General features: G+C 70.9%; 7 protein-coding genes. 2 read left to right on the forward strand and 5 right to left on the reverse strand.

The features are described from left to right. On the reverse strand, nucleotides 1-1,089 hold a 1,089-nt coding region (gene thiO, locus G5C51_RS39525), incomplete at its 3' end, for a glycine oxidase ThiO (RefSeq protein WP_165245361.1). Nucleotides 1,090-1,152: 63 nt separating this feature from the next. Continuing rightward, the gene (locus G5C51_RS39530) at nucleotides 1,153-2,139 is read right to left on the reverse strand and encodes an aldo/keto reductase (protein WP_165245363.1); all 987 of its coding nucleotides are present in this window, start codon (nucleotides 2,137-2,139) and stop codon (nucleotides 1,153-1,155) included. 122 nt (nucleotides 2,140-2,261) lie between these two features. Here G5C51_RS39530 and G5C51_RS39535 point away from each other — a divergent pair, with 122 nt between their 5' ends. Beyond that, the gene (locus G5C51_RS39535; protein WP_165245365.1) at nucleotides 2,262-2,819 is read left to right on the forward strand and encodes a YciI family protein; all 558 of its coding nucleotides are present in this window, start codon (nucleotides 2,262-2,264) and stop codon (nucleotides 2,817-2,819) included. On the opposite strand, the gene atpE is transcribed toward G5C51_RS39535, so the two are convergent. Both atpE and G5C51_RS39545 read right to left on the reverse strand, forming a co-directional pair. After that, entirely contained in the window at nucleotides 2,812-3,063 is a 252-nt protein-coding gene (gene atpE / locus G5C51_RS39540) for an ATP synthase F0 subunit C (protein ID WP_165245367.1), read from the reverse strand. The genes G5C51_RS39535 and atpE overlap by 8 nt on opposite strands. Before the next feature lie 173 nt (nucleotides 3,064-3,236). After that, entirely contained in the window at nucleotides 3,237-4,001 is a 765-nt protein-coding gene (locus G5C51_RS39545; protein WP_165245369.1) for an SDR family NAD(P)-dependent oxidoreductase, read from the reverse strand. Nucleotides 4,002-4,090: 89 nt separating this feature from the next. Here G5C51_RS39545 and G5C51_RS39550 point away from each other — a divergent pair, with 89 nt between their 5' ends. Beyond that, the gene (locus tag G5C51_RS39550) at nucleotides 4,091-4,708 is read left to right on the forward strand and encodes a hypothetical protein (protein ID WP_165245371.1); all 618 of its coding nucleotides are present in this window, start codon (nucleotides 4,091-4,093) and stop codon (nucleotides 4,706-4,708) included. 57 nt (nucleotides 4,709-4,765) lie between these two features. On the opposite strand, the gene G5C51_RS39555 is transcribed toward G5C51_RS39550, so the two are convergent. Further along, nucleotides 4,766-5,495, reverse strand: a 730-nt coding sequence (locus G5C51_RS39555) for a TerD family protein (protein ID WP_165245373.1), incomplete at its 5' end; no start/stop codon positions are given.

The raw sequence follows: 5,495 nt of genomic DNA on the forward strand, positions 1-5,495 counted from the left end.
CCCCACATTCGACACCCGCCCATCCACCAGCGCCCCCACCACCACATCCGCCGTCACCGGCGCCAACAGCACCCCATTACGGAAGTGCCCGCTCGCCACCACCAGATCCGGCAGCACCGTCGGCCCCACCACCGGCGCGTCGTCCGGCGACGCCGGCCGCAGTCCCGCCGTGGTGCCCGTAAAAGGCAGCGCCTCGATGCCAGGTAGCAACGCCTCCGCACGCGTGAGGAGTTCACGTACCGCCCCCGCCGACGCCGTCGTGTCGTAGCCGGCGTCCTCCTGCGTGGCGCCGATGACCAGTTCGCCGTCGCTGCGGCTCACCACGTACACCCGCGAGCCGTCCACCACGCCGCGCAGGCCGCGGCCGAGATACGGCGCCGGGGCCCGTAGCCGCACTGTCTGGCCCTTCACCGGGCGGATGGTCGGGACGACGCCCGGCGGTACCCCGTCGATCGCACCCATGCCGCTGCCCGCGGCCAGCACCGTACGGCCCGCACGCACCTCCCGGCCGTCCGCCAGCCGCACCCCCGCCGCCCGGCCGCCCTCGCTCAGCAGCGCGGCGACCGGCTGCTCGTAATGCGTGGTGCCGGTCTTCAGCGCCGCCGCGAGCAGCGCCGGGACGAGCCGGCGCGGGTCGATGCTGCCGTCCTCGGGGGAGAGCAGCCCGCCGCGCACCCGGGGCGTGAGGCCGGGTTCAAGCTCGCGGCACTCCGCCGCGTCGAGGATCCGGCTCGCGACGCCCAGGGACGCCTGGAAGCGGCGCAACTCCTCCAGATACGCCAGGCCCGCGTCGTCAAGAGCGGGCTCGAGGATGCCGTCCGCCCGATACCCCGTATCGGCGCCGGTCAGCTCCTCGAGCTCGGCTATGAAGGACGGGTAGCGGAGCCGCGAGGCGATCCCGAGTCGCAGCAACGGCTCGGCGTCGTAGGCGAGTTCACCGACGGGCGTGAGCAAGCCGGCGGCGGTGTGCGTGGCCCCGCTTCCCGGCGCCGGATCGGCCACCGCGACCCGCAATCCCCGCACGCCCGCCTGCCAGGCGATTCCCAGCCCGATGACCCCGCCACCGGCGATGACCACGTCGTACGCCACGTCCAGCCCCTCCCTGTCGCCCTACCCGATCACTCCCCCACCCCCTACCCGCCGAGCCGCCGCTCAGCGCACCCGGTCCAGCCGCGCCCGCTGCTCCGCCGTCAGCTCCAGGTCCGCCGCCGCCAGACTCTCCTCCAACTGCGCCACCGACGAGGCGCCGATCAGCGGGACCACCGGGACGTCCCCGCCGATCAGCCACGCCAGCACCACCTGGTTCACCGTCGCGCCCGTCGCCTGCGCCACCTCGCGCAGGGCCGCCAGCCGCCGCGGCGTGCCCGGGTGGTCCAGCTCCGGTTCCAGCGGCTTGTCGGCGCGGGTGTACGCGCCCCGCAGCAGCGGCGAGTAGGCCACCAGCGTCAGCTCGGGCTCATCGCGTACGTAGCTGAGCAGGTCGCCGCCGGCCGCTCCCGGGCTGCCGTCCGGCGAGAGCTCGCTCGGGAGATCGGTGCGACCGCGCAGGTACGTGTGGTGGTACTGCAGCACGTCGTACCCCGGCAGCCCGCCCTCCGCCGCGATCCGCCGCGCCCGCTCGACCGTCCAGGTCCAGTGGTTGCTCGCCCCGAGCAGCCCCACCGCCCCCTCGCCGACCTGCTCGGCGAAGGCCTCCACCGTCTCCCGCAGCGGCGTCGCCGGGTCCTCGATGTGCGCGTACAGCAGGTGCAGCCGGTCCATCCCGAGCCGCTCCCGGCTCACCGCCACCTGCTCGCGGATGACCTTCGCCGACAGCCCCTCGGCGTTGTCGACGTAGCCGGTGCCCGGCGCGAGCGGGCGGGCGCCCAGCTTGGTGGCGACGGTGATCTCGTCGCCGACCCCGCGGCTGCGCAGCCACCGCCCGACCACCGTTTCGCTCTGCCCGCCCTGGGAGCCGTTCTCCCAGAAGGCGTAGTTGTTCGACGTGTCGATGAAGGTGCCGCCGGCCTCGGCGTACCGGTCGAGGATCGCGTACGCCGTCTCCTCGTCCGTCCTCGTACCGAACAGCATGGCGCCGAGGCTCAGCACGCTCACCTCACGCCGGTGGGCCGAACCGGCCCCGATCACGCGGTACTTCATGGCTCTCCCCTCGCCGCGGCCCCGCTCACCGGGTGCCGCTGCGAGGGAGTCTGGGCGTTGGAGCGCACTCCATCGCAAGCCCCCGCGTGCGCTGCCAGGACACTCTCGGGGAGAGTGTGGGCATGGAGTTCTTCTGCTATCACCGCGACCGGGCCGATTCCCTGGCGCTCCGCATGGAGTTGCTGGAGGAGCACTGGTCCTATATGGATGGATACGCGAAGGAGCTGATCGCCCGCGGCCCGACGTTCGCCGCCGACGGGGAAACCCCGACCGGCAGCGTGCACATCGTCGACCTGCCGGACGCCGCGGCCGCCCGGGCGTTCGCCTTCGACGAGCCGGGATATCAGGCGGGCGCGTACCGGGACGTACTGCTGCGCCGCTGGCGCAATCTGCTGGGACGCACGATGTGGGACTTCCCCGGTGGCCGGACCGGCGGCAACCGCTATCTGGTGCTCGGCCTCGGCTTGGCGCCGGACGCCGGCCCCGTGGCGCCGCCGGCCGACCGGGACGAGCTGATCGCTTACGGACCTCTGCTGTCCGACGACGGCACCCTGCAGCTGGGGGTCGCTGCCCTGCTGCGGGCGCCGGATCCGGAGGCGGCACGCGCGGTGCTTTCCCCGGATCCGTATGCGGAAATCGAGGTCCACGACTGGGAATTCGGCGGTCGGCGGGCTACCTGAACACGAACGGCATGACGATGCCGATGAGCGCCAGGGCCTCGCAGAAGGCGAAGCCCAGAATCATGTTCTGGCGGATGATGCCGGTGGCTTCGGGCTGCCGGGCCATGGCCTGGACGCCGTTCCCGAAGATGTAGCCGATTCCGATGCCGGGGCCGATGGCGGCCATTCCGTATCCGATGGGTCCGCCGATGGAGCGGAGGGAGCCCGAGACGTCTCCGTCGGCGAGTATCGCGTGAGCAAGCATGTCATCCCCTTCTCGTTCGTCATTGAGCGATTCAGGTTGATGACAGTTTAGTTGAAGGGGGCTGCTCAGTGAGTGTGTTCAATATCGCAGAATTCGCTGCGGAATTGCCTACCTGAGGAAAGCAATTACCCAAAAAATAGGCGGAAGAAACGCCTCCGCCGGGGCTCGCGGACTCAACGCGTCTCGCGTTCCAGGATCCTGCCGAAAATGCCCGGAACATGCCGCTTGAGCCGCACCGTCACCTTGGCCGCAGCGCCCGGAAACACATACAGCCCCTTCCGCCCGAGCGACCGCTCGACCTCCTCGACCACGGCAGCGACCGGCATCCCGGCGCGGTGCGCCGTCGCGGCGGGGTCTTCGGCGGCGATGCGACGGTATTGCGGCGTGTCCACCTGGCTCGGGCATACGCAGCGGATCGCGACGCCTGAGCCTCGGCATTCCTGGTCGAGCACGTCGGCGAATGCGTTGACCGCGGCTTTGGACGACGCATAGGCCGCGAGCTTACGGGCGGGGACCCAGCCGCCGAGCGAGGAGTACAACACGACCTCACCGCGCCCGCGCTCGGCCATGCCGGGCACCACCGCCCGTACGATCTGCACCGTCCCCAGGAAATTGATCCGCCAGATCGCGTCGAATTCCGCGCGTTCCTGACCGAGCGCCGACCCGAGATACGACACGGCGGCGGCGTGCACGAGCCGGTCTACGGGCCCGACCGCCTTGGCCAACGCCCCCACGGCGTCGGCGTCCTGGACATCACACCGCTCAACAGCGATCCGCTCGTCCCGCCCCCGCAACGCCTCGAGCGCCGCGCCATCCACATCGGCGGCCACCACACTCCACCCATCCACCGCCAGACGCAGTGCACTTGCTTCACCAATCCCGCTCCCGGCCCCGGTCACCAGCGCCGTTCCCCCTGTGAGCCTGCTGCGTCGCGACATGCGCGGGAGTGTAGGGAGACGGGCGTGTGACGGGAAGTCAAAAGCGACGTCGTGTTACGGTCCCCCGACCGCGACTACCGGGGGGAAAATTGCGTAAGACCGTCATGTGGCGTGTTGCTGTCGCCATTGCCGTCGGTGTCTTCGGCGGTATCACGCTCGTGTCGCTTCTGGGGGACGGGGATGAGGGCGGCCCGTCCTCGTCCGACTCGCCGTCGGCGGGGCCGCGCCTGACCGGATACCAGGAAATCGCCTTGCGGGGGAAGGGCGCTTCGGAGGTGGCTGAGAGAGTCGCCCTGGACGGTGGCCGGGTGATCGCGGCCGCGCAGGCGGGCAAGGTCCGGCTGTTCTTCTACACGGAGGGGAAGAACTGCGGCGTTTACGTCACCAGCCCCAACCCCGGGAAGGATGGGGGCACCATCCAGGTAGGGGCTGGGTTCCCCGATGACGAGAGTGATGACCCTGTGCCAGGCGGACCTTACGAGTCCGCGACCACACCGGGGTCGACCAATCCGGCCACCTGGTTGGACCTGGCGTGCGGCAAGAGCACGATGTATGTCGAGTACGACAGCGAAGAGCGCGCGAAGCCCACGGACCCGACGGGGCCGGTGTCGGCCGCCAACTCCACGAAGAGCCCGATTCGTTCGGTCTTCGTCGTCGGCCGCGAGTCCACTCGCCAGGCCGTGCTGAAGAAGGTCGCCGGCACCTAGCCGACGAGCGAGGCGGCCGCCGCCGCTGGGGTGGGCGGCGGCCGCTGGGTCGCGTGGTTACAGCGCCGCTGCCGCCGGCTTGATCAGGGAGCGGACCGTGCGGCCGTCCAAGTACTGGCCCATTGCGGTCATTTCCCATTCGCCGCTGAATTGCTTGATGAGCTTGCACATGAGGACCGCCGTGTTGGGCTGGGAGCCCGTGAGGTCGAAGCGGGCCAGTTCCTCGTTGGTCTGGGCGTCGAGGAGGCGGCAGTAGGCCTTGGCTACGTCGGTGAACTTCTGGCCGGAGAAGGAGTTGACCGTGAAGACCAGGCCCGTCACGTCCGGCGGGAGGCCGCCCAGGTGCACCGTGATGACCTCGTCGTCGCCGGCGCCTTCGCCGGTGAGGTTGTCGCCGGAGTGCTGGACCGCGCCGTTGAGGATCTGGAGCTTGCCGAAGAAGCAGGCGTCGACCTTGTTGCGCTGCGGGCCGTACGCGATGACGGAGGCGTCGAGGTCGATGGACTTGGCGCGGCGGCCGCCGCCGTAGGCCGGCTCCCAGCCGAGGCCCATCTTGACCGAGGAGAGGAACGGCTGGCCGCCCTTGACCAGGGAGACGGTCTGGTTCTTCTGGAGGTTGACCCGGCCCTTGTCCAGGTTGATCTTCCCGGAGCCGGCAGCCGCGGCCGGAGCCGCGGCCGCCTGCGGGGGTGGCGGCAACGGAGCCGCCTGCTGGCCGGCCGGCGGAGGCGGCGGCGTCTGCGCGGTGGCCCGGGCCGGAGCGGGCGGCGGCGGGGGAGCCGCGGGG

The organism is Streptomyces coryli (assembly GCF_011044975.1).
GTDB classification, from domain to species: Bacteria; Actinomycetota; Actinomycetes; order Streptomycetales; family Streptomycetaceae; genus Streptomyces; species Streptomyces coryli.

What these genes read in the sequence shown, in the direction of transcription:
- G5C51_RS39530 (WP_165245363.1), bottom strand. Translation starts at nt 2,139, where the DNA reads ATGAAGTACCGCGTGATCGGGGCCGGTTCGGCCCACCGGCGTGAGGTG.
- G5C51_RS39545 (WP_165245369.1), bottom strand. Translation starts at nt 4,001, where the DNA reads ATGTCGCGACGCAGCAGGCTCACAGGGGGAACGGCGCTGGTGACCGGG.
- atpE (WP_165245367.1), bottom strand. Translation starts at nt 3,063, where the DNA reads ATGCTTGCTCACGCGATACTCGCCGACGGAGACGTCTCGGGCTCCCTC.
- G5C51_RS39535 (WP_165245365.1), top strand. Translation starts at nt 2,262, where the DNA reads ATGGAGTTCTTCTGCTATCACCGCGACCGGGCCGATTCCCTGGCGCTC.